Raw genomic sequence first — 20441 nt, 5'->3', positions numbered from 1 at the left:
CCCGGGAGAGCGCCGTGCGACATCTACGCAGCGAGTACGTCACCACCGCCGTCGAAACCGGCGAACTCGACGCCGCCGCCGCCGAGAAGCTGTGCGAGGCCATCACCGCACGCCTGAGCGAGGCCGAGCGCGAGTCGTACTGCACCGACCGCATCGGCCAGCGCTCGTTCCTCGTCGCCCTGGTCACCTACCGGCCCGAGCCCGACGGCCCCGAGCGGTACGCCGTGCACACCCTCGACAACAACGGCTCCTGGTTCAGCGACACCGCCGACCGCGCGGAGGCCGACGAGCACTACGAGTACGAGGTGCGGCAGCTCGCCAACTGCGCCGACCCGAGCATGTACGCCTGGTGGGACCGGACCGACCTGGACGACCTCAAGCAGTGCGGCTTTCACTACGAGCTCGACGTCCGCGCCGACGGCAACGACACCTGGACCCGCGTCGACGCCGGCAGCGGCAAGCTGGGTGACCTCGACGAGCGCGACGAGCCCCGCGACTACGTCGACCACGAGGATGAGGCCGAGGCCATCGTCCGCCACGCCCTGCTCGACGACGAACGCGGCTACCGCGAAGCCCGCGTCGTGTTCTACCGCGACGCCGAACGCAGCAACGTCATCACCGAGCAGCTCGTCGACGTTGCCGAGGCGACCGCGTGAGCACGCCCTCGTACCCGCTCACCACCGGCGAGTGGATTCCCGTCCTCGACCTCCACGCCGGCAGCATCCGCCACGTCGGGCTCACCGAGGCCCTGCTGCGCGCCCACGAACTGCGCCTGGCCCACACCGACCCGCAGCAGAGCACCGTGCTCATGCGGCTGCTCCTGGCCCTCTACGACGCCGCCGCCGGGCCCGTCGACACCGACGACTGGCACACCGCCTGGGAGGCACCCACGCTCGACCGTGACGGCCGCGTACGCGACTACCTCGACCGCTGGGAGGACCGCTTCGACCTGTACCACCCGGAACGGCCGTTCGCGCAATGCGGCCACCTCACCGAGTACCGACGCACCCCCGACGTCCTGGACCCCGCCTACATCGGCGGCAGCGAGTGGTTCAACGCGTCGCTGCGCGACCCGTCCACCTACCCGGCGCCCGACGGTGCCACGGCCGCGATGAACCTGCTGGTGCTGCTCGGCTACGACGTCGCCGGCATCAAGGGCGCACCGGGCGGCGGCAAGACGTTCGGCGCGAAGGTCGGCCCCTGCGGGTGGCTGCCGCAGTTGTTCGTGCCCGGTGCGACGTTGAAGGACTCGATCCTGCTGACCCTGCCGCCGCAGCCCCGAGCCGACGGCGACGCCCCCGCCTGGGAACGCGACTGCCCGCCACCCGGCGTGGTCACCCGTACCCCGACCGGCCGCCTGGACTGGCTCACGTGGCCGTCGCGGCGGGTGCGACTGCACGCCCGCCCCGATGGCCATGTGGACGCCCTCGCCTGGCACGACGGCGACCGTCTCGACGGCGGCGCTGCCGTGTCCGCGCCGCTGGACCCGATGGCGCTGTGGCGAACCAGCGCCAAGGGCAACCCGACAGGGGTGACCTCGTTCGACGACCACTTCGGCCGTCCCGTGCCCTGGCGGGTCGCACAACTGCTCCACTCCGCCGCCGGCTTGACCGGCCGATGCACCGCGCTCACTCATGCCGCGGACTCGTTGCGCCGCCTGGTCGACCAGGACCGTGTCCCTGCCGACCAGTGGCTCACCGTCCGCGTGACCAGTGCGGTCTACGGCACGCACATGTCCGTCCTCAGAGACGTACGCGACGGGGAGATCCCTCTCGGCCCGGTACGGCTCTACCAGGCCGGCGACGCGACGGCCCGCCGCTTCGGCATCGCCCTGCAAGCCACCGCGCATTCGCTGCTGCTGGCCCGCCGCGCCGTGACCGCCGCCTACCCGGTCGTCAACGACGCCGCCGACCGGCTGTTCCTGGACCCGCTGTCCGTCGACGAGGCCTGGCGGCAGCTCCTCCGTGAACTGAGCAGCTTGCCCACCGATGCTGACGCCGACGGAGCAGCGGATCTGCAGTACGGCCGCGGCGACGCGCTGGGAGTCTGTTTGCGGTTCGGCCGCGTCATCATCGACCTGCTGGGCAAGGCCGCGGAACGCCTGCCGCGCCTCTCGCCTTTCGCCCAGGCCGAGTTTCAGCGCACCCTGTCGACGCTGATCCGCCTGTACCGCGCCTCCCCGGACGAAGCCGAGCAGGACGTCGTCGAGCAGGCGACCGGAGCTCCCGCCGACCGCGGTGGCCGGCCCGCCCAGACCTACACGCTCGACGGAGTGAGCAAGAGCCTCACCCAGTGGGCGCAGGACCCGATGTGCGTGGTCAGCCAGCCCACGCTGCGGGCCCGGGTTGCCGACGGCTGGCCGCTGCGCGAGGCCCTGACCAGCCCGCGTCGCGCCGCACGCCCGACGTCGACCTGATGGGCAAACCCACCAGCTGTTGTGTTGCCGCTACGCTGCGTTGTTGGTTCGAGGGCCGTGTACAGCCGTGAAGGGGCACGCGATGGGGTGGTTGGACAGGGTGTTCGGACGGGAGCGCCCTCAGCGGCCGGCACCGCAACGTGCTTCCGCACAACGAGGTCCTGCTCGCGCCGGCGCCCGGAGCGAACAGGACCTCGAACCGCTCATCGCCCTGCGGGACATGCCGCAGGCACCCCAGCCTGTTCCGTTCCTGGGGCCGCGCACCTACGACGACATCCCGGGGTATGTGTTTCTGTGCTGGGACACCAGCGTGGGCGTGCTGGCCGCGGCGTACCCGGTGCTCGGCGAGTCGCACGGATCGCGGTCGTTGCGGGTGCGCCAGTTCGACCCGAGCATCCGCTGCCTGATCCAGGTCGCCGAGCTGGGATTCCAATCGCCGGACGGTCCGGATGTGCTTGACCAGTCGATCAAGGGCGGTGATCGGCTGCTGTACTGGCGGCACTACGCCCGGGCCATCGGCCGGCCGGCACCGTACTGGCCGTGGAACCTCAACCACCGCGGCCTGATCGAGCAGTGGCGGCCGGGCCACGAGGCGGTGGTCGCGGTCCCCCAGCAGGCGCCCGACATGACGCCGCTGCTGCAGCTCGCCGCGCTCTACGAGCACGGCAGCCCGACCCATCGCGTGCTGATGCACTACTACCTCGGGGGCGTCGGCAGCGCCTCCGCCGGCAGCCGCGTGACGCTGGAGAGCCTGGCCGACTCCGACAATCCCAAGAATAACCACTTCAGGAGGTTGCGTGAGCGCCTGGTGCTGGCCGCCCGCGCGGTCGAGGCCCCCGAGCCGCAGCCGCTCGACGATCTCGACGAGCACGCCCTGCGCGCGGTGTTCTCCGGGCTGATGGAGCGCCGCGACACCCTTGCCGTGGACGCGGTGGCCGCGCTGCTTCGGCGTGGCGTGACCAAGTACATGCCGTTCGCGACCTTCGCCCGCTACAGGGCCGAGACCATGGCGATGCTCGACGAGTGGCTGCCTCGCCTGCAGGAAGTTCCCGCCTACCTGCCCAACCCCGGCTTCGCCGGGCTCACCAGCGAAGTCGACCACCCCGGCCGGCAGTTCGTCGACCCGGTCACCGGCGCACCGGTGCTGGAAAGCCTGGGCTACGACGGCACGGTCGAGGAGTACGTGACTCTGCTGCCCCGCCGGCTGCCCACCACCTCACCGCTGGCCGAGCTGGTCATCGACGGCGGCGGGGACGCGAACTGGGTCCGCGTCGCCGACGGCACCCTCTATCCCGCTCCCGGCGGGGAGTACGGCGTGTCCTGGGGCTACAGCGGCTCCGGCTACGGGCCGCTGGTCGAACGACTCCTCGACGACATCACGTCGCCGCCCATCGACAGCTGGATCGAGCCCTCCCCCAACGAGCTCACCTCCCTGTCCAAGAGGAAGGTGCCCAGCGGCACCGTCTTCACCCGCGCCGAGCTTGAGGCCGCCCGCGCCCAGCCGACATCACGCTGACTGGCTCGTTCCGCCCGCGGTGGCCCCCACCGTGGTCAGCTCCGGCCGCCTCACCCACCCGCGATGGGAGCGTCGCGCGAGGATCACCGGGATGGCGCACCGAAGTTCAGCCCGCGGTGCCGGGGCTGGTCCCTCTCGTGATGTGGTGCCGCACAACGGGATGGTCGGGCAGCTCGACGTCGGCGAGGTCATCGAGGTCACTGGCGAGGACACGGTCCGGCTCCACGATGCGGCGCTGCGCGAAGCCGCCGCGCTCGGCGCGGCCACCGAGGATCAGGCCGAGTGCGCCGCCGGGCTGGTGACCGCGGTGGTGCGTGTCCAGGTCTTGGACCCCAGCGGTCGCGGGGATCAGGAGACCAGGCCGAGCCAGCCCGCGTAGGAGACGAGGTCGGGGTTCGCGCGGCGGTGCAGGCTGATCAGCACCGCAGTGGTCTCACGGACCATCGGATGGAAGCGGGTCTGTTGCGGGGCAATGCGTTTGGCGTGCTGCAGCTCAGTGAGCGCGCCGTCACGATCGCCATGCAGGAGACGGGCGCGGGCGAGGTCGATGTGGTGGTGCCCGCGCCGGGTACGCGGTGTCGCCCGCGATGGCCACCACTGCGCGGCCGCGGTGACCGCAGCGGCGCCGTCGCCGAGTTCGACGTGCGCGGCGACCTCGTGCGTGGTGGCGTTGGCCGGCCCGAAGGTCAGCCCGTAGCGGACCTGATCACCGGTGCCGAGCCGGTCCGCGAGCTCGCGGGCGGCGGCCAGGTGGTCGCGGGCGAGGTCACCGTCTCCGGCGCGGGAGGGCTCGCGGGTGCTGGACCAGGCCGCCGAGATCGGTGTGACCGGCGTGCAGCTGATCGGCGGTGAGCCGACCCTGTACCCGGCCATGTCGCGCATCGCGCTGCACGCCCTGTCGCTGGGCATCAAGGTGGAGGTGTACTCCAGCCTCGTGCACGTCACTGGGGAGATGTGGACTTTGTTCGCCACACCGGGCGTAACCCTCGCGACCAGCTACTACTCCGACGACGAGGCCGAGCACAACGCGATCACCCAGCGCCCGAGCCACGCCCGCACCCGCGCGAACATCGCCAAGGCCCGCCAGCTGGGTATCGAGCTGCGCGCCGGGGTCGTAGAGGTCCTCGACGACCAGCGCGTCGAGCAGGCCCGCACCGACCTAGTGGACCTCGGCGTGCCCGGCATCGGGTTTGACCGGATGCGCGAGGTCGGCCGGGGCGTCCGCGCCGCGGGCACCACCGCGAAGGAGCTGTGCGGTGCCTGCGGCGACGGCCGCGTGGCCATCAACCCCGACGGCGAGGCCACGGTGTGCGTGTTCGCCGGGTTCGCCGAAGCCTTGGGCAACGTGCGCACCACGCCGCTGCACGAGCTCGCGGCCGGACTGCCGCAAGCCCGCGACACACTGATCTCCCAGGGCATGCCCGACCGGCGCGCACTAGGCGCGGGCTGCAACCCCAACAGCGGAGGCGGCGACTGCTACCCCCACGTGTGCCCGCCTTCATGACACAGTGAACGGTATGGCCGAGATGCTGCGGGCGGTCACCGACTGCTGGGACGAGCTGGACGACGACGGGTTCCGCGCCTGGATGAACACCAACCTCGCGACCGTGGCCGACGAGTTCGAGCTGGTGCTCACCGGCACGCCCGTCTACGGATGGCGACTGCGGTCGATCAGCTCCGCCGCCCGGACGAGGACCGGTGACCGCCGATGGCTTCGTGTCGGCACCGAACGCGAGGAACACCTCGGCCCGTACTGGACCGGCCTGGTCGACGCGAACGCCATCACGGGTGTGCCGAAGCCACTGGTGCTGTCCACCACGCAGTGGGCGGCACCACGGCTCGGTCGACGCGTCCGCGCCGATGTCCTGACCTGGATCGACGCACGACCATGCGCCACCACCGAGGTTCTCCGCCGGCCGATCGACCTGCCCGACGCCTGGTGGACCGCCCTGCGTGACTCGCTGCAGGCGATCAACCGCACGCCCACCGACCGCTACAACGACCGCAAGCCACGCGAGGGCAAGGTCCGAGCGGTGTTCGGCGACCAGGTCGCCGACAGCATCCGCATCGCCATCTCGTGGTCCACGCAACACGGCGACCTGCACTGGGCGAACCTCGCCGGCCCCGATTTCGCACTGCTGGACTGGGAGATGTGGGGAGTCCACCCCACCGGCAGCGACGAAGCCATGCTCTACCTGCGCAGTCTGCTCGTCCCCGACGTCGCCGAGCGCGTCCACGCCTTGTTCGTCGACGTCCTGGACAGTCAGGCCGGCCGCGCGGCGCAGATCCGCGCCGCCGCCGCACTACTGCATCGCGCCCACGAACACGCCGACCTCGTCGAACCCCTGCATCGGCACGTACGGCCCCTGATCAACGAACTGACCCCTCGTCAAGTCCGCCATCAGTACTGAGCATGTGGAACGGCCCCGCCACACTTCGCCCCCGACGTGCGGGGCCGTCTGTCCCTGCTTGACGAGCTGATCGTCGCCCTGTGCCTCAACCTTCTCGGCCCCAGCACAGGCCCTGCCGACGAGGTGCTCCTGTCACCGCAGCAGGCTGCGCGGGTGCGTCGTATCTGCCCATCTCTCCGCCTTGGACACCTTACAAGAGACTCTTGTATAGTGTGGTCATGGTCGAGAACGCACCCGACGCGGCACTCCCCGAGCTCACAGGCAGCCCCAAGCAGGTCGCCTGGGCGACCACGCTGAGGGCGGACGCCCTGGCGCACCTCGACGAGTTCCGCGCCGGGATGGCGGCGCATGTGGCCACGCACCCCGAGGCGGCCGTCGAGCAGGCGGCGAACAACGCCGCGCTGGACCAGGTGATCGCCGGGCACACCGCCGCGTCGTGGTGGATCGACATGCGCCACGCCAAGCCCGAGGGGATCGCCTACGAGCTGCGGCGCGACGCGCAGGCCCTGCTCGACAACCCCCGGGAAGGATGAGGTGAGCCTCGTGACCGGCCACTCCCACAACAGCCACCCTCGTGTCCCGGGGTCGTACGACCCCGGCCGGCGCGACCCCGGCCTGGCCGCGCTGAGCGACGAGGAGTTCCTGGGCGAGTACCGGAGCATCGACGAGCAGGGCCTGGACGTGCACGACCGTCTCGGGGTGGAGCTGCTGCACCGGTGCCGTGGCCTGCTGGCCCTGGCCCGTGCCTACGACCTGTCCTACCGCCGCGACGTCGACCTGGCGGGCGGGCACCCCAACGTCATACTGCTGCAGCTGGTCTCTGAGTCCGCCACCACGGCTGACCTGGCCCAGGCCTACCGCGCCGTCTGGCAGTGGATCGTGTATCGCGACGACACGGCCCTGCGCGCTCGTCCCGCCATGGCCCTGTCGGAGATCCTGCGCCGGGCCGACATCGCCCGGGGCACCTGGGACGGCTACGTCTCCCGCGGGCACGTGCCGCCGCGCATCGGCCACGACTGGCACACCGGCGAACCGGTGTGGGACCGGACCGCGGTCGAGTTCTGGATGTCCGCCCGCCGGCCCGGACGCCGCACGGACCTGCACACCCCGCACACCGCACCGGCCCGCACCCCTTCCGGCGACTCCGGGCAGTGACCCCAGCCGCTACCGGGCCCGTGGCCTGCGCTGTGCCGTCGAGCTCGACGACCGGGCTCGTGACCTGCTCGCCTCCGCCTGGCCCCCTCCAGGCCGCCAGGTCGGTCAGCCGGCGCTGAGTAGCTCGCGCTCATGAAGGTCGAGGATCGGCGCCAGGTAGTCCACCCGCGGGCCGTCCAGCACCGCCAGGTCGGCAGCGGTGCGCGGGAACACGATGTCGCACAGCTCCGGCTCCCGGCCCGCCGAGACCTCGGCGTCCAGGGTTGCCCGGAACCGCTCGCGCACCCGCGCCTCCGGTTGGGTCGGAGCTCGGAAGTACACCCCGATGTTGCCGTGTTCCCCCCTGCTCAACGTCCACAACCGCAGGTCGGCCACCGGGATGTCGACGCCGGTCTCCTCGACGAGCTCCCGCGCCGCGTGCCGCGCCAGGGCCTCCGTGTCGAGCTGTTCGGCCTCGGCCGGTGGTTCCATCGACCCGCCGGGAAGCTGTAACCGACCTGGCGCCGCCGTGGTCCGCGACATCCGTCCCACCAGCAGGCCTCCCTGCTCGGTCGGTACGGCGACGGTGACGAAGATGCTCGGCAGCACGGCCGCGCCCTCGACGCGACGGAGCGCGAAGTGCCGGTAGGTCGCCCGCGCCCACGACAGCTGGACGGTGTCGCCGTCGCGCCGGAGACCCGAGCACACCACCACGGGACCGTCGAACAACCCGATCGGATTCGCTTTCAGCGCAGCGTTCCAGACCGCATCTCGGGCTTGCTGGTGATGCGGTGGCACCGACGGCGCGACGGTCTCGACCAGACGAAGTCGTCCTACTTGAAGCAGATCGGCATCGTCGAGGTGAGGCAGTGGCATGCCCGTCATCGTAGGGCGGCGACGGAGAGATCCCGGCCGGTGCCCGGCCTGGCCTCGCCCCGTGTCGCGTGTGGACGGTTGATCACGGATTATGGGCTGGTGGCAGGTAGTGCAGCGGCGCGACGATCTGCGGCGGCGGTGCCGGAGCTGGTGGCGCCGATGCTCGCGATGCCCGGTGACCCGCCTGCCGGCGATGGCTGGACCGGAGAGTTCAAGCACGACGGCTACCGCGCGATCGCCTACGTCGAACCGGGCGGCCTGCGGGTGCTGAGCCGCAACAACAACTCGTTGCTCGCACAGTTTCCCGAGGTCGAAGCCTTGAGCACGGTGTGCGGCCGGCACAGCGTCGTGCTCGACGGCGAGATCGTGGCCGTCGGGCGCGACGGAGTCCCCGACTTCAGCCTCCTGCAGCACCGGCGAGGCGCGCCGACACGCTGGTCTCGGACGAAGGCTCCGGTGCAGTACTTCGTCTTCGACCTGTTGTACCTCGACGGGCGATCGCTACTGGGCGAGCCGTACCGGCTGCGCCGCCAGCTGCTCATCGACCTGCAACTCCCGGGCGTCGCGGCGGTGCAGGTGCCGCCGGCGTTTCCCGACACCGAACCGGAGGTGCTGCTGGAGGTGGCGCGCGAGTACGGTTTCGAAGGCGCGGTGTTCAAGCGCGCTAACAGCGTCTACCTGCCCGGACGGCGGTCGCGGACCTGGATCAAGTGCCCGTTGACGGAGACCCAGGAAGTCGTGGTCGGCGGCTGGACCCCTGGCGAAGGCAGCCGGGCGTCGTCCTTCGGCTCGCTGCTGCTGGGCGCGCATGACGCGCAAGGACGTCTGATCTACATCGGCCGGGTGGGCTCCAGTCTGAGCGAGGCCATGCTGCAAGAGATACGCCGGACCCTGGACCGCCTCACCGCGCCGGAGAGCCCGTTCAGCGAGCCGGTGCCGCGCGAACACGCGCGCACGGCGCGCTGGGTCCGTCCCGAACTCGTCGGCGAGGTCACGTTCCGGTCCTGGACCTCCGGCGGGCATCTGCGTCACGCAGTGTGGCGCGGGCGACGGGACGACCGCTCTCCCGGCAGCGTAACGCTTCCAGCTCAGTGACCTACCGCCCGCTGTTGCGCTGCGCGATCTCCCCGGCGCGCGGCAGATCCTCGTCGGTCTGGCTGGTCCCCGCGCCGTTGACCAGCAGATAGATCTCCGCCTCCTCGGCCACCGAGGCGACATGGGCCGTGGCGACCGGTAGAGGCGCGCGCAGCGCCATGTAGCCCTGGCCGCGCTTGGTCAACCAGGTGAAGCGGGTGAAGGGCCCGCCGTCGGTCTGCTCGGTGCGGTCGACGTGCTCGGGCCGGAACCACGTGGCCGGCACCGCCAGTTCGCCGCCGAACCACGCCACGGCGGTCTCCAGGCGCTGCTTGCCGTCGATGGCGGCGAAGTGCACGCGGCCAGACTGGTCGTGTCGGGCTTCCGGCCACGACATGCGGTCGTTGAGGATGATCGCCGGGACGGGCAGTCCCAGCAGCCAGGACGTGACCAGGCCGGTGCGCTGATCAACGGTCCACACCGAGCCGCGCTGGTAGGACGGATCGAGAATGATGTCGCCGTCCTGAACCATCGTGGCGAGGTTGCGCGCGGACTGGTTGGTGGCATCGAGGCTCTGATGTTCGAGCGGTACGGACGTTTGCGTGGTCACCGGATTTCTTTGCGAGTCACGGTCTTCGGACGGCTGAACGGTTGTGCGGCGGCGGTTGGCTTACTGTTGGAACGGGTTGCCTCGGCGGCCCGCGTTGAGCTCGATCGCCAGCTGCGCCACCGCGGCAGCCCCGGCACGGTCGTGTGAGGCGGCGATGCTGATGAGGTAGGTGCCAGGCGATTCCAGCCTCAGCTTCCACCCGCCGAACGTGTCGTCGTAGATCACGGTGACCCCGAGCGCACAGGGTCCTCGGACGTTGCTCCACGGGGGCGTGCGCAGCGTCGACCGACACCGCGAGCGCCTGTGAGCTGGCCACGAAGTCGGCCGAGCTCGTGGCCGCCACGCTGCCATGACCACATCCTGCCGGATCCGCTGTGGCACCGGCCGCGACGCGGGTCCACGATGGCCGTGGCTGTGCGGCCGTGCGGATGATCAGAGGGCTGAGCCTGTCACGTGGTGAGTCTGTTGGGCAGGTGTGGACCGAGGTAGCCGATGCAGACCTCGCCGCCGAGCTCGACGAAGTACAGCCTCGGATGGGGTGCGCTCTGTCCGATCCGGACATGGGCGGTGTAGAGAGCCGTTCCGCCGAAGGAAGGCGGTGCGGGCCGCTCTCGGTGGCGGCGCAAGCTCGGGTTGTTCAGGACGCTGCGTGACTCGGCGGGGACGAGCTGGGCGCTGGAGATCCGGCGGCCGTCGACGTCGACGGCGTCGAGGTAGGCACGGAGGTTGCGGACCGCGGTGCGGTCGGTTGCCGTGCTCGCCGTGATCTTGGCGTGCGCATAGTCAGACAGCGCGCACAGGGTGTTCCAGGTGGTGCTGAGCCAGTCGCGGCGCGCGGGCAGCTGTCGCGCATCGTCGAGAAGGTCCGGCGCGAACCAGAGAAGTCGAAGGTCCTGACGGGCGGCGTCGAGCACGGCGTCCCAGCTGCTGAAGCGGACGTGTTCATCCGGGCGGGCCCGTGTGGCTTTGGGCTTGTCGTCACCGTCGGCGCGTTCCCAGGCCGTGTGGGAACGGCGGGTCAGGGCGTCGCGCGCGACATCGAGTTCGTCGCTCAGCGCGGCGATGGTCTCGTGGGCGACCCTAAGGTCTTCGTCTCGGTGCGACAGCTGGCGCCGTAGTGCGGCGAGCTGGCTGACGCTGCCGGTCTCGGCGGCTTCGCCTCGGTAGCGCAAGACGGCGTGGACCAGCCGGCGACGGGAAGCGTGGGCGGCCTTGTTGTCCGCTTGTAGCCGGCGCAGGGTCTGCTGGGCGCGCACGGCTTCGGCATGCAGCGATTCGACCTGCAGATGCCGCGCGTGCAGCTCGGCGCGTGCCGAACGGAACTGCTCGGTGAGCGCGGCGAGCTTGCTTTCGACGTCGGCTTGGGCGTGGAAGGTCAGTCGCGCGGGCGCGTGCAGCCCGTGTGGCCAGTAGGTGTGAAGGTGACCGGGCCGCGGTACCGCCGCGTCGATGGCGTCGCCCGGATCGGTGTTCCAGCCGAGGCCGAAGACCTGGCCGCGTTTGGGTTTATGGCTGGGTCGCCGGCCTGGTGCGCCCGGCAGGACGGCGATGTCCGCGTCGTCGGCGCAGGCGTACAGCAGCGTCGCCACGGCGGTGGACACCATCGTCGTCAGATACGTCGTCCATCGGTCGTCACCGGGGCGGGGACCGGACGAGGTTTCGAAGCGAGCCTGAGCCTGGTTCACCATGTCGCCCACTGTCATGTCCTCGTGGGTGGGAATCCATGTACGCACGACGTCAATCGGTCCCGTGCCCACCGGTTGCGTGTCGTGCTCGACGATCTCGGTCAGGAACACCATTCCCAGGCCGTCGCGGGCGGTGCTGTCGGTGGAACAGAGCGCGGCGCCGTGACGGCCGTGTGCCAGGAACGCCAGCAGGCGACCGCGTTCGCCGCTCGGCGTCCGTACCTCTGGTGGTACGGCCAGCACGACCAGAGGGTCCGCATGTCGCGCGCGCCGCCACATCTCACCCGGAACAGGATCAGACGTGGCCCCGGCCAGCGCCGCGGCGAGCGTGGGGTGAACCACGTAGACGATGCGGGATCCACAGTCCCATAGATGGAACGCTCCGGCCTGATGGAACTCGCCCGCGGTCTGTGCTCGGGCTTGCGGTGTCCAGCCCTCGGTGTCGAACGACAATACCGTCCGGCCTGAGGCGAGCTGATCCAGCAATTCACGCCGGCCGTTGCCGACTATTCGGTCGCGCGGCTCCAGCGCAGCGCGAATGACGCGATCGGTGAGCTTGCGGGCACGAGAGACGAGCACGAGCGGATGCTACGGAGCACGGCGTGACCACGATCGAGTGACATCCGCCAGAACCGAGATTCCACGTGTGCATGAGCAAGTTCCATGATCGGCAGAGCTGTCAGCCAAGCCAAAGGGGTGGCACTTGTGTCCGCCTCCGGCCAGGAACATTTCCCTCCTCACAGCGTGCCGCCGTCGACGTGTCTCCCGGTCACAACGAGCCCAGCTGGCTGAGCGAGCTCGGTGACCCGGCGCGCCCTGGCGTCGTCCTCGGCGTGCGCTTGGGCGTCCAGCCGGGCTCGCAGGTCCCGCTCGGCGGTCATCTGGCGGCGCACCGCGAGCTACAACGCGAACAGCGCGACCCCGCCGGCCACGGCGCTCGACGCGATCATGACCGCGTCCAGCTTCGCGGTCACGAAGTCCCTGCCGTCGTCCAGGTACCCGTGTGCTCGATGAGCAGCAGGCGCCTTTCCAGAGTGCCGGTGAGCACGACCGTGGTGTCGTCGCCGAGGTGCTCCTTGAGGGCGGCCTGGACCTCGTTGGGGTCGGTGAGTGTCACTGTCCACAGCGCCGAGCCGGAGGGTGGTGCGGTGTCGGCGGCGGTCTCGACGGCGCGGATGAGCCTGTCGCGTGTGGACTGCAGCGAAGCGCGCATGTCTACCTCGATTGGGCATGGTTGTGCTTCGGATGCCGGTGGCATCCGCGTGAAGCGGGGAGTTGAGCGAGGCGGGGAGACACGCCCGACGCGGGGTGGCGCGCTCCCCCGCGCTCTGGGAAGCCGCCTGCCTCGCATCGGCGACGAGGCCCGCGGCGGTGTCGGTGGCGTGCCGACCGGACTCGGCGGGAGTCGTTGCCCGGCCGGTGGCGATCAGGTGCTCGTGGACGACGCCCCAGACCGAGCACGGGAACCGGCGGCCGCGACGCCACCCGGAGCAGTGCGTGCAGCGGCCCCGTTCGTCGGGTTCGTGCGCAACCAGCAGCGCCCGCAACGTGGCGCAGAGCCGGGCGAGCTCGGTGTCGGCCAGGGCCGCGCGGGACGCGACGTCGGCCTGGGTGACGAGCATGTCCAAATACTTCAGGCGCTCGTAGACGGCTCCGCGCAGGGTTGCGGCCAGGACCTCATCCATCCGGCTTCTCCTTGTCGAATCAGGGCAGCGGCACAAGCTCGGCCGGTGGCCACAGCCGCGGGTGAAGGTCCAGCGGCACGAACGAACCGATCGCGGCACCGCCCTCGTGGACGCGGCGAGCAGCCTCGTCGGACCGCATGCGGGGCCACGGCCGCGCCGGGCACAGCGGGCGCACCGTTGGCCGGTCTGATGGCGGCAGGTGCGCGGACAGCGCGCTGACGGCGCCGACCAGCCGATCGGCGGGGTTTTCCACAGCGACGACCACAGCGACGACGTCCCGCGGCTCGACCATGGCTAGGCGGCGTCGACCGGACCGGTCGTGACGCCGATGCGCGGCAGGCGCCGTCTGCCGGTGCGCAGGTCGGCGATGAGGTCGTCGTAGCCCACCGACAGTTCGTTGACGCGGTGCAGCGCCTCCCGCACCTGTGTCTTGCCGGCCACAGCGGCGCCGGTGTCAAGGACGTTCCACCGCGTCCAGGCGGCGACGAGCCGGTCGACGAGCTGACCGAAGGTCTCGGTGTGCACGGCGCCGGTGCGGTTGTCGGCGATCGCGACAGCCGCCCACATGTCGATCCGGTCGACCAGCATCGCGCACGCGGCGTCAGCGGCGTTGACCGACCTGGTCGAGGCCGCCACCAGGTGGTCATCGGCGAGCGGCTCGCACACCACCCGGTGCGCCTCGGCGCGCAGGCGGTGCTGCACGGCCAGCGCCGCGGCCGCGGCCAGCACCGGATGCGTGTGCACGCCGACCGGCGTGAACACACACGCACGGGTCACGGCCGCGGCGCGTGGAACGCCGAGAGTCACAGAGTGTGGGTCACCGCCGTCGGACTCGCCCGGCGACTCGTCCCGTAGAGCGATCATCTGGGCGTTCATGCTGGTCATCGCCGCTTCCTCCACTACCGTGAACAACACGTCACGTCGCGAGTTACAGACAACCGGTCACGCAACGCCGCGAACACGGCGGGAATGCAGCAGGATTGCCGCATCGTTGCCGCATCGGCCGGTTTGACCAGCAGCGACTCGCCCGAGTGAACGGGCCGGGCCGCAGGGGAGGCGCAGTGGGAGCACCGAAACGGCGGAGGTTCGCGCTGCGCCGAAAAAACGAGGGCTATACCCAGGAACGACTGGCGGCAGCGCTGAACATCGACCGCACCACCGTGCAGCGATGGGAGGCCGGTGACTGCGCTCCCCAACCGTGGATGCGGCCGCGACTGGCGAGGCTTCTGAGGCTGACCATCACCGAGCTCGACGACCTGCTCGGCGAGTCGTACGTCAACTCCGCGGGACTCGATAGCCTGGAACCCACAATCTCAGCGGAGGGCGGTGACGAGGTGCTGCGGCGTGAACTCCTGGCAGGTGTGCTCGGGGTGGCCGGTTTCGCCTTGCTCGGCAAGAGCGCGGCGCAGGCCAGTACCGAGCCGATGACGATCGGAGGGCTGCGACACCTGGTCGACGGCGCCCAGTCCGACTACATGGCCTGCCGCTACCAGGAACTGGCCGGCGCTTTGCCCAATCTCATCCGCACGGCGCAGATCACCCGCGACGCGGTCGGCGACGACGAGCGGCACGAAGCCGATGGGCTGCTGGCCACGACGTACCGGCACTCGACGTGGCTCGCTCTGCGCCTCGGCGAGGACGGCCTGGCCTGTGGTCTGTCCGAACAGGCGATGGCGGCCGCACGCGCGTCCGGTGACCTGCTCGTCGAGGCCGAGGTCGCGCAGATGGGCGCGGTGGTGCTGCGCAGGTTCGAGCAGTCCGAGCAAGCACAGCAGCTCGTCGTCGACACAGCGAACAAGATCGATGCGCAGTCGCAGCTCGGCGACGCCGCGCACGCGGCGGCGTACACGATGCTGCTGGAGACCGGCGCCTACACCGCGGCCATCGCCGGCCGCCGCTCAGCGGCCCTGGACCTGCACACCGAGGCGGTTCGCGCCGCGCGGTTCCGCAAGCCCGGTCAGCCCGGCCTGCCGCTGACGCCGTCGGCCATCGACGCGTCCTACCTCGGCCTGTACGCCATCAGCGTGCACCGCAAGCTCGGCGACTACGGCACGGCCATCGACGCCGCCCGCACAATCCCTCCCAACTCGATCGGCGTGATCGAACGCCGCGTGCGCTACTGGGAGGACGTCGCGCTCACCTTTGGCGCCTGGGGCAAGCGCGAGGATGCGTTCCGGGCCTTGCTCGCCGCCGAGCGCCTGGCGCCGCAGGAAGTGCGGCTGCGCCCCTGGGCGCATCGTCTCACGCGGCAGCTGCGCTCCTCGGGTCCGGCGTTGCCGGGGCTGAAGGAGTTCGCGCAGCGTTCACGGATCGCCTGAAGCCGACGAGGAGAGCGACGTGCAGGACAACCGCGGCCGCATCTTCCGCGAAGCCTGGATCGCAGGCGTCACGAAGTACCACCCCGCGCCCAAGGACGGCTACATCAAGCCCTGGGACGAGACACCCGAGTGGGAGAAGGCCTGCGCGACCGCCGTCTACGACCAGGTCGTCGCATTCATCGAGGCCGGCGACGACACCGCAACACTCTCACGAGTCCAAAAGGGACAGTTCGTCGCCGTGTGCTGGCGTGAGCAGGTCCGGGCGCACGTCGCCGAGCCGAAGCCCTCCCACGTCCCCGCATGGCACGACATGCCCGAGTGGTGGCAACAAACCGACTGCGACATCTACGAGCACATCGAACACCACCTCGGCGGCTGACCGTCTACATCCGGCGGAAGCGTCGAAATCGGCTACGTCGCGCTGAATGCCCAGCACAGCATGCGGCAGCGGCCGAGGAATGACAGGCCTTGATGGACCCGCGGTCAGCGCACCCCTCAGGCTCGGCGCTGCCACACAGGGCCACGACGCTTCACCACACGGCCTCTTGTACCGGCGGCGCACACACTTCCTTGGCTGCGCGGTCGTCTCGGCCGCGCTCCAACGTCAGCACGACGCCACGATCTTCCGGCGCGGCACGCCCAACGAGGACCCGCCGATGTCCGATCTGCGCGCAGTGACGTCGGCGGCACCCTCTCCTCAACCTCCGTACCAGCGACTGTATGCGCGTTCGTCCAGGCAGCCCTGCTTGATCACATGAGGTTTCACCCACACGCGGCTCGGATTGGCGTTCTCGTGCGTCCGCGGCTGCTGTGCGCTATCCTGCTCATCGCTTCACCGCAGCAGCCCGTAGCACGTGCCGGGCTGAGGATCGCAACGACCGGCCAATCCGGCGCACCTTCGTGCGCCCGTTGTTTGCCATGTCTCATGCGAGCGGAGAACTTACGTGTCCACTTCGGACGATCTTTATCAGCAAGCCCTTGCCGCTGTTCCCTCCGGTGCGTGCCGGATGCTTGTCGCCCACAGCAGGGCCCGGCTCACCCGCGTCGAGCCGGTGCAGCATCTGCTCGACGACGACCGCGTCGTCGTGACGCGCCACGACGACGGCAGCGTCACCCTGGTCTGGGACGAGTACAACAGCACCGTCGCGTCGACGATGTTCGAGCTCACGTGGGGCATGGTCTTCGCCGGCGCTGCGGTGCTGCGCGATCCGCCGGAGCGGTTCTACGCGCACCCGGACGGCTGGTGCCCGGCGTGCGCCGAGGCGAAGCTGGAGGGCCCTGCGGTGTGGGGCATCTGGCTGCCGTCGGCCTGGTACCGCAGCCACGTGCGTGCCGGGGCTCAGGCCGGCGAACCCGCCCGCGTGCAGCAGTTCGCCAACCGCGAGGTCGCCGAGCGGATGATGCGCTCGTACCTCGCCACGCTGCGCCGCCACCGCCAGCGGTCGCGCTCGATCTACCCAGCGGAAGTCGCCGTACTCGACCGCGATCCGCGCCACGCACCGCGCTTCCGGCCGGAATCAGTGGGCGACGACTCGCAGATGTGGTTGTGGCACAACGATCCCGCCGTGTCGCGAGCCGTGGCCCGCAGGAACGGCGGCTGGCCCGACGAGGTCTGGTCCTTCCGATTTGACAGCGATGATGCCGGCGGCGACATCGTCGTGATGACGGGTGCCGAGTTCGCGGCGCTGGCCAACGCCGAGGACGAGGCCGCGCAGCGACGCGACCGGGAGCGCCGTGAGTCCCGCCGCACCGGCGACCAGGTCACCCGGCTCGACAGCTGCACCATCGTCTGGCACCGGGAGAACGAGGACGACCTGGAGGGCTACCTGATCTCGATCCGCGACGACAACTCGACGGCCCCAGCGCAGCGGATGCTCGCCGACGGAGCCAGCGAAGGCCTCGACGGCGCCCCACAAGGCTTGACCGTGTTCGGGCGCACCAGGTTCGACCGTCCGAGCTTCGCCGCGGCGAGGGCAATGGCGCCGCGCTATGCCTACCTGCTCGACGGGATCGAGCAGCAACGTGGCACTACGATCGGTTCCTGAACCACATGCCCGCTGCCGGGCACCACGCTTCTACCCGGCCTGCGATGTCGGCGTGAGCAGACCAGCGGCACCCGCGCGCTGTTCCAGATATTTTATCTGCTCGGCAAGCCGGATCGCGTACCCGCGGACGGGCCGAAAGTCGTGGATCAGGATCGAGGCGATGAATGCCGCGGCCGCGTCTCCGCTGTGCGCGAGGCTCACCGCACGCGACCAGCGCCGCATCAGGTCAGTGGCGGCGTCGTAGAGGTCGAGCAGCGCGAGCACGGTCTCGTCGTGACAGGCGGGCAGGTCTGCGGCCGCGGTCGCCGGGGTGGCGGCCGGGCACCTGCCGACCAGCCCGATCCCACAGATAGCCGCACGGCCGGGGCTGGGCAGTGCGTTGAGTGCCCGGACGGTCGACGAGCAGCGGCCGGCCACGTACGCGCACAACCACAGCCGGGGAAGATCGAGTGGTTGACGCCGCAGTCCTACCGGCGATGGCGCCACGTCGGCGTGTGCGGGTTCGGCGTCGGCGACCTGCCGCGCGAGGGGTTCCGGGGCCGGTGCGCTTCGCGCGACGTGGTCTTCGCGGACTTGATGGCGTTGGTGGTGCCTCGGCGATGGATCTCCACTACCTCGGGTCAGCTTGGTCGATCGCGGTGCCGTCCAGCCACCGCTGGAGAGCATGGAGGTAGGCGTCGTGCACCGCAGCCGTCACCGCCGAGGGCTCGGACAGCCACGAGGTGACGATGTCCGGATCGGACTCCCACGCGGCGTTGGTATCGGCCGTGAACGCGACCTGAACAGCGCGACGCAGGCCGCACAGGTAGGGATAGCGCGTCAGCACTTCCATCTCCGGCGTGCGCTCGTCCGAGCTGCCATACCAGGGCGAATCCCAGCCATCACGGCGGATCACGACGCGCAGCTGCTCGTCGGACATCGCGGTGAGGTCGTCTCCAGGCACTGGGTCCACCAGGCTGGCGTCGCCGTCGGTGCTCATGAGCTCCTCCTCGTCTCCCCTGATCGCTGTGCCGCCACCGGCGTCTGTCGCCGCAGTGGGGGCATGGCTCGGTGAACAGTCGCCCGTGCTGGCACCGGGTCGGTCGGGGGGCAGCTCGACCGGTGGCCGCGGGTTCAGTACCGCGTGCAGGTCACGCAGCTTCTCGGCTACCGCCCACTCCGCCAGAAGACTGTCCCACGGGGTGAGGTGGTCGGTGCGTGTGTCCACGTCGTCGAGCACGACGGTCAGCAGCGCGGCACCGGCGGTGCCAGGAGTGCTCGGTGGCCCACGCGCGTAGTGCCGCGCGGTCGAGCACTCCGAGGTAGTCGCCGACCAGCGCGCCCCACGCGCTGAACGCGCGGCCTGCCTGTCCGTTGAGGTAGATCGGATCCGGCGGGCGCATGCCTTGCCTGTTGTTCCACCGAGGATCGTGCACGATCTGCGACGGCCCTGGCGGTCCGTCCAGCACCCAGGCCAGCAGCCGCTGAGTACGCTCGCGGCCTTCGGCGCGGTCCCGCTCGGTCGGCCCCGCCAGCCGCCGAACCTCCCGTGCCGGGTTCCCGCGGTGGTCGATCCACCAGCCGGCCTCGACGTGTTCGGCCAGCACCGCGCGCACGGCCGGATCCTGGAGGCGATCGCCGAGCTTGGCTACCGCCTCGTCGCGGATGGTCTGTGCCCACGCGACCTGCTTGGCGGTGCCCGACAGCGGCGGCAGGTCCTGCTGGTCGTTGGTCATGAAGAGCTCTCCCAGGTCATCGACGCACGAGGACACGGCATCACGCGCAGGGCTGCGCGCGGCGTTGGGATCCTCAGCTCGACCTGGAGCTGCTTGACATGACCCCGTCGACCGGGGACCCGCTCATGCTACTCGGGCCTGGACGGGTCCGCGATATTCAGCTGGCGGCGTTGTTGGTGAGAGCGTCGGTTCGTTGGGTGATGTCATTGTGGCCGTGTTTCGCGTGGTTTTCCGTTCGCGGGTGAAGTCGATGGCCGGGCAGCACGGAGGCGCGGTTCCGGTTCGCGGGGAATCAGGGCCTGACCCTCGTGCCGTACGGCGGGGCGCGCTGCCGTTGGCGAACAATAGGTTTCGTCACCTGCTGGCGCGGGCTGGTTGATACTGCTGTTGATCAGACGAGCAGAGGGACGATGTTGGGAACCTGGTCGTGTAGTTGCTCGTAGGCCATCAGCCGCTCGATCACAGCGGACCAGTCGTGGGCTCGGTCTTCGGGGCGTACCTCGGCGAAGACGAAGCAGGGATCGTGACGCAGCGCCGGGCATTCGGCGCGTGCCAGTTCCATGCAGTTCTGGTGCAGGCCGCCGCCGGCCGCGACCTCGTCCTGGGCGACCGCCACCCACGCGGTCGGCGCCGAGTCCAAGGCGTCACCGCAGTACTGGCACAACCAGTGCCTTTCGGCCGAACGGAACCTGACCGCATTGAGCGCCTTCCACGCGACCTGGTCGCCGATGACCGGAGCGATCCACGGGACGGGGCGGCCCTTGATGAGCGGTCGAGGCAGACCACGATCGGGCTGTCCGTGGTCGCCGACCACCTCGCCCGCGTTGATGCCATCGAACTCACACGTCGTGTTGAGGCAGTAGACATAGGTGGTGTCGAAGCGCAGCTTCAGTGGCCCTTCGCAGTCAGGGCACGGCGGAAACGGGATCGTGGATGACATGGGTGTCTTGTTTCCT

Annotated in this window: 25 protein-coding genes; 12 read left to right on the top strand and 13 right to left on the bottom strand. The window is 70.2% G+C overall.

Annotated elements, in window-relative coordinates:
* Positions 1–14 precede the first annotated feature (14 nt).
* The 4 genes from ADL03_RS15165 to ADL03_RS15150 all read left to right on the top strand — a co-directional run bounded on the left by ADL03_RS15165 (position 15) and on the right by ADL03_RS15150 (position 4311).
* Positions 15–656, top strand: a complete 642-nt coding sequence (locus tag ADL03_RS15165) for a hypothetical protein (RefSeq protein ID WP_053734092.1) — start codon at positions 15–17, stop codon at positions 654–656.
* Entirely contained in the window at positions 653–2416 is a 1764-nt protein-coding gene (gene casA, locus ADL03_RS15160; protein ID WP_053734091.1) for a type I-E CRISPR-associated protein Cse1/CasA, read from the top strand. The genes ADL03_RS15165 and casA overlap by 4 nt, the downstream gene beginning before the upstream one ends.
* Before the next feature lie 220 nt (positions 2417–2636).
* Entirely contained in the window at positions 2637–3932 is a 1296-nt protein-coding gene (locus tag ADL03_RS15155; protein ID WP_053734090.1) for a hypothetical protein, read from the top strand.
* A gap of 160 nt (positions 3933–4092) precedes the next feature.
* Positions 4093–4311: a hypothetical protein gene (locus tag ADL03_RS15150; protein ID WP_053734089.1), complete on the top strand. Its 219-nt coding sequence runs from the start codon at positions 4093–4095 to the stop codon at positions 4309–4311.
* Here ADL03_RS15150 and ADL03_RS45390 read toward each other — a convergent pair.
* The gene (locus tag ADL03_RS45390) at positions 4281–4805 is read right to left on the bottom strand and encodes a hypothetical protein (RefSeq protein ID WP_157528672.1); all 525 of its coding nucleotides are present in this window, start codon (positions 4803–4805) and stop codon (positions 4281–4283) included. The genes ADL03_RS15150 and ADL03_RS45390 overlap by 31 nt on opposite strands.
* Between ADL03_RS45390 and ADL03_RS15140 the strand changes: the two genes are divergently transcribed.
* The 4 genes from ADL03_RS15140 to ADL03_RS15125 all read left to right on the top strand — a co-directional run bounded on the left by ADL03_RS15140 (position 4765) and on the right by ADL03_RS15125 (position 7498).
* A complete protein-coding gene (locus ADL03_RS15140; protein WP_197288355.1) occupies positions 4765–5436 on the top strand; it encodes a hypothetical protein in 672 nt (223 codons plus the stop codon). The genes ADL03_RS45390 and ADL03_RS15140 overlap by 41 nt on opposite strands.
* A gap of 13 nt (positions 5437–5449) precedes the next feature.
* A complete protein-coding gene (locus tag ADL03_RS15135; RefSeq protein WP_053734086.1) occupies positions 5450–6343 on the top strand; it encodes a hypothetical protein in 894 nt (297 codons plus the stop codon).
* Between the two features lie 218 nt (positions 6344–6561).
* Positions 6562–6876, top strand: a complete 315-nt coding sequence (locus ADL03_RS15130; RefSeq protein WP_157528670.1) for a hypothetical protein — start codon at positions 6562–6564, stop codon at positions 6874–6876.
* A 10-nt stretch (positions 6877–6886) separates the two neighbouring features.
* The gene (locus ADL03_RS15125; protein WP_157528668.1) at positions 6887–7498 is read left to right on the top strand and encodes a hypothetical protein; all 612 of its coding nucleotides are present in this window, start codon (positions 6887–6889) and stop codon (positions 7496–7498) included.
* Positions 7499–7603: 105 nt separating this feature from the next.
* Here the strand turns inward: ADL03_RS15125 and ADL03_RS15120 are convergent, their stop codons facing one another.
* The gene (locus ADL03_RS15120) at positions 7604–8353 is read right to left on the bottom strand and encodes an NUDIX hydrolase (RefSeq protein ID WP_053734083.1); all 750 of its coding nucleotides are present in this window, start codon (positions 8351–8353) and stop codon (positions 7604–7606) included.
* Positions 8354–8491: 138 nt separating this feature from the next.
* Here ADL03_RS15120 and ligD point away from each other — a divergent pair, with 138 nt between their 5' ends.
* A complete protein-coding gene (gene ligD, locus ADL03_RS15115) occupies positions 8492–9448 on the top strand; it encodes a non-homologous end-joining DNA ligase (RefSeq protein ID WP_197288354.1) in 957 nt (318 codons plus the stop codon).
* Position 9449: 1 nt separating this feature from the next.
* Here the strand turns inward: ligD and ADL03_RS15110 are convergent, their stop codons facing one another.
* From ADL03_RS15110 to ADL03_RS15090, 7 genes are all read right to left on the bottom strand, one after another.
* The gene (locus ADL03_RS15110; protein WP_053734082.1) at positions 9450–10037 is read right to left on the bottom strand and encodes a DUF262 domain-containing protein; all 588 of its coding nucleotides are present in this window, start codon (positions 10035–10037) and stop codon (positions 9450–9452) included.
* Positions 10038–10097: 60 nt separating this feature from the next.
* A complete protein-coding gene (locus ADL03_RS46975; RefSeq protein WP_157528666.1) occupies positions 10098–10262 on the bottom strand; it encodes a hypothetical protein in 165 nt (54 codons plus the stop codon).
* Positions 10263–10486: 224 nt separating this feature from the next.
* Complete coding sequence (locus ADL03_RS46970; RefSeq protein WP_157528664.1) at positions 10487–12301, bottom strand: hypothetical protein; 1815 nt, start codon at positions 12299–12301, stop codon at positions 10487–10489.
* A 158-nt stretch (positions 12302–12459) separates the two neighbouring features.
* Positions 12460–12603 (bottom strand): hypothetical protein, encoded by a 144-nt coding sequence (locus ADL03_RS46965; RefSeq protein ID WP_157528662.1) that lies wholly within the window; start codon positions 12601–12603, stop codon positions 12460–12462.
* Between the two features lie 89 nt (positions 12604–12692).
* A complete protein-coding gene (locus tag ADL03_RS46960; RefSeq protein WP_053734080.1) occupies positions 12693–12935 on the bottom strand; it encodes a hypothetical protein in 243 nt (80 codons plus the stop codon).
* Positions 12936–13426: 491 nt separating this feature from the next.
* A complete protein-coding gene (locus tag ADL03_RS15095; RefSeq protein WP_053734079.1) occupies positions 13427–13699 on the bottom strand; it encodes a hypothetical protein in 273 nt (90 codons plus the stop codon).
* Between the two features lie 2 nt (positions 13700–13701).
* Positions 13702–14292, bottom strand: a complete 591-nt coding sequence (locus tag ADL03_RS15090) for a DUF4254 domain-containing protein (protein WP_053734078.1) — start codon at positions 14290–14292, stop codon at positions 13702–13704.
* 176 nt (positions 14293–14468) lie between these two features.
* Here ADL03_RS15090 and ADL03_RS15085 point away from each other — a divergent pair, with 176 nt between their 5' ends.
* The 3 genes from ADL03_RS15085 (at position 14469) to ADL03_RS15075 (ending at position 17770) form a co-directional block, all read left to right on the top strand.
* Positions 14469–15725, top strand: coding sequence for a helix-turn-helix transcriptional regulator (locus tag ADL03_RS15085; RefSeq protein ID WP_197288353.1), 1257 nt, complete (start codon positions 14469–14471; stop codon positions 15723–15725).
* A 19-nt stretch (positions 15726–15744) separates the two neighbouring features.
* Entirely contained in the window at positions 15745–16104 is a 360-nt protein-coding gene (locus ADL03_RS15080) for a hypothetical protein (RefSeq protein WP_053734076.1), read from the top strand.
* A 628-nt stretch (positions 16105–16732) separates the two neighbouring features.
* Positions 16733–17770, top strand: coding sequence for a hypothetical protein (locus tag ADL03_RS15075; protein WP_053734075.1), 1038 nt, complete (start codon positions 16733–16735; stop codon positions 17768–17770).
* A 30-nt stretch (positions 17771–17800) separates the two neighbouring features.
* On the opposite strand, the gene ADL03_RS46955 is transcribed toward ADL03_RS15075, so the two are convergent.
* The 4 genes from ADL03_RS46955 to ADL03_RS15055 all read right to left on the bottom strand — a co-directional run bounded on the left by ADL03_RS46955 (position 17801) and on the right by ADL03_RS15055 (position 20425).
* On the bottom strand, positions 17801–18034 hold the full coding sequence (locus ADL03_RS46955; RefSeq protein WP_157528660.1) for a hypothetical protein: 234 nt from the start codon (positions 18032–18034) through the stop codon (positions 17801–17803).
* A gap of 346 nt (positions 18035–18380) precedes the next feature.
* On the bottom strand, positions 18381–18749 hold the full coding sequence (locus ADL03_RS15065) for a hypothetical protein (RefSeq protein ID WP_053734073.1): 369 nt from the start codon (positions 18747–18749) through the stop codon (positions 18381–18383).
* A gap of 151 nt (positions 18750–18900) precedes the next feature.
* Entirely contained in the window at positions 18901–19485 is a 585-nt protein-coding gene (locus ADL03_RS15060; protein ID WP_157528658.1) for a hypothetical protein, read from the bottom strand.
* A gap of 391 nt (positions 19486–19876) precedes the next feature.
* The gene (locus tag ADL03_RS15055; protein ID WP_053734071.1) at positions 19877–20425 is read right to left on the bottom strand and encodes a hypothetical protein; all 549 of its coding nucleotides are present in this window, start codon (positions 20423–20425) and stop codon (positions 19877–19879) included.
* Positions 20426–20441 lie beyond the last annotated feature (16 nt).

Origin of the sequence: Nocardia sp. NRRL S-836 (assembly GCF_001279525.1) — a bacterium.
Taxonomy (GTDB): domain Bacteria; phylum Actinomycetota; class Actinomycetes; order Mycobacteriales; family Pseudonocardiaceae; genus Lentzea.
This window is presented reverse-complemented; position numbering and strand designations above follow the sequence as displayed.

Bases quoted from the DNA above. Each gene is read 5' to 3' on its own strand.
- ADL03_RS15155 (WP_053734090.1), top strand. From the start codon at position 2,637: ATGCCGCAGGCACCCCAGCCTGTTCCGTTCCTGGGGCCGCGCACCTAC.
- ADL03_RS15150 (WP_053734089.1), top strand. From the start codon at position 4,093: ATGGTCGGGCAGCTCGACGTCGGCGAGGTCATCGAGGTCACTGGCGAG.
- ADL03_RS45390 (WP_157528672.1), bottom strand. From the start codon at position 4,805: ATGGCCGGGTACAGGGTCGGCTCACCGCCGATCAGCTGCACGCCGGTC.
- ADL03_RS15135 (WP_053734086.1), top strand. From the start codon at position 5,450: ATGGCCGAGATGCTGCGGGCGGTCACCGACTGCTGGGACGAGCTGGAC.
- ADL03_RS15130 (WP_157528670.1), top strand. From the start codon at position 6,562: ATGGTCGAGAACGCACCCGACGCGGCACTCCCCGAGCTCACAGGCAGC.
- ADL03_RS15120 (WP_053734083.1), bottom strand. From the start codon at position 8,353: ATGCCACTGCCTCACCTCGACGATGCCGATCTGCTTCAAGTAGGACGA.
- ADL03_RS46965 (WP_157528662.1), bottom strand. From the start codon at position 12,603: ATGACCGCCGAGCGGGACCTGCGAGCCCGGCTGGACGCCCAAGCGCAC.
- ADL03_RS46960 (WP_053734080.1), bottom strand. From the start codon at position 12,935: ATGCGCGCTTCGCTGCAGTCCACACGCGACAGGCTCATCCGCGCCGTC.
- ADL03_RS15095 (WP_053734079.1), bottom strand. From the start codon at position 13,699: ATGGTCGAGCCGCGGGACGTCGTCGCTGTGGTCGTCGCTGTGGAAAAC.
- ADL03_RS15090 (WP_053734078.1), bottom strand. From the start codon at position 14,292: ATGACCAGCATGAACGCCCAGATGATCGCTCTACGGGACGAGTCGCCG.
- ADL03_RS15075 (WP_053734075.1), top strand. From the start codon at position 16,733: ATGCTTGTCGCCCACAGCAGGGCCCGGCTCACCCGCGTCGAGCCGGTG.
- ADL03_RS15065 (WP_053734073.1), bottom strand. From the start codon at position 18,749: ATGAGCACCGACGGCGACGCCAGCCTGGTGGACCCAGTGCCTGGAGAC.
- ADL03_RS15060 (WP_157528658.1), bottom strand. From the start codon at position 19,485: ATGACCAACGACCAGCAGGACCTGCCGCCGCTGTCGGGCACCGCCAAG.
- ADL03_RS15055 (WP_053734071.1), bottom strand. From the start codon at position 20,425: ATGTCATCCACGATCCCGTTTCCGCCGTGCCCTGACTGCGAAGGGCCA.